The organism is Flavobacterium bomense (assembly GCF_003970355.1).
The window spans coordinates 1-1008 of record NZ_RYDJ01000299.1 but is presented as its reverse complement, the minus strand read 5'-3'; the positions used below and the strand labels follow the sequence as shown (position 1 = coordinate 1008).

The 1008-nt window shown below is 37.0% G+C and carries 2 protein-coding genes; one reads left to right on the top strand and one right to left on the bottom strand.

Features of this window, described 5'->3' with window-relative positions:
* A partial coding sequence (locus EKL98_RS17455) for a S66 peptidase family protein (RefSeq protein ID WP_148104490.1) occupies positions 1-601 on the top strand: 601 nt, incomplete at its 5' end.
* 38 nt (positions 602-639) lie between these two features.
* On the opposite strand, the gene EKL98_RS17450 is transcribed toward EKL98_RS17455, so the two are convergent.
* Positions 640-1008, bottom strand: a 369-nt coding sequence (locus EKL98_RS17450) for a serine hydrolase (protein WP_148104489.1), incomplete at its 5' end; no start/stop codon positions are given.

Genomic DNA, 1008 nt, shown 5'->3' with positions numbered 1-1008 from the left:
AAAAAATCCAAAATGGATTGTTGGTTTCAGCGACGTAACCGTAATTCACAGCTATATAAACAATTTAAACATTGCCACCATTCATGGCGCAATGCCAATAACTGTGGCAAAAGCCAGCACAGAATCGATAGAAAGTTTGCGAAAATCCCTTTTTGGCGAAAGCCTGAATTATGAAATTCCTTTTGATAGCGCAAACCGACTTGGCAATGCCAAAGGCGAAATTGTGGGCGGAAATTTATCTATTTTATACAGCTTGATGGGTTCGAATGCACAAATAGATTGCAAAGGAAAAATACTTTTCATCGAAGATTTAGACGAATATTTGTACCACATCGACCGAATGATGATGAGCCTGAAACGTTGCGGATGCTTTGATGGTTTGAATGGTTTAATCGTTGGCACGATGACCAAAATGAAGGACAACGACATTCCTTGGGGGAAAAACGCCAACCAAATTATCGAAGATGTAACCAAAGGATACTCGTTTCCCATCCTATATAATTTTCCGGCGGGACATTTTCGGGATAATAGAGCCTTGATTTTTGGCAAACAAGTCTCTTTAAAATTAAATGAAAAAACTTCAAAACTGATTTTCGAGTAACACATCACTTCTAACCTCTAACCTCCAACTTCTAACTTTTACTCGTCTTCCACTTTAAACGGATAGTCTCCAAATAAAGGTGCTAATTTCCGAACGGCATAGGTTGTTTTTGTAAACTTATTAGACAGTGCAATTATAGTGACATTTTCATCTTTTAAAGTAATGTAAGAAGAGGTGAAACCATGCCACCAACCATTATGAAAATAAAAACTTTTACCAGTTTCCCAATTGATCATTCGAATTCCTAAACCGTAATTTTTTCGACCGGGATGCTCATTGCTGTAACCCACATAAACTTGTTTCAAAAGGGCTGGTTCTAAAAAAGAAGGCGAATAACGAGCACGGTCAAATTTCAATAAATCTCTTGGTGTAGAGTAAATATTTTTATCTCCATACACTTTATCAAG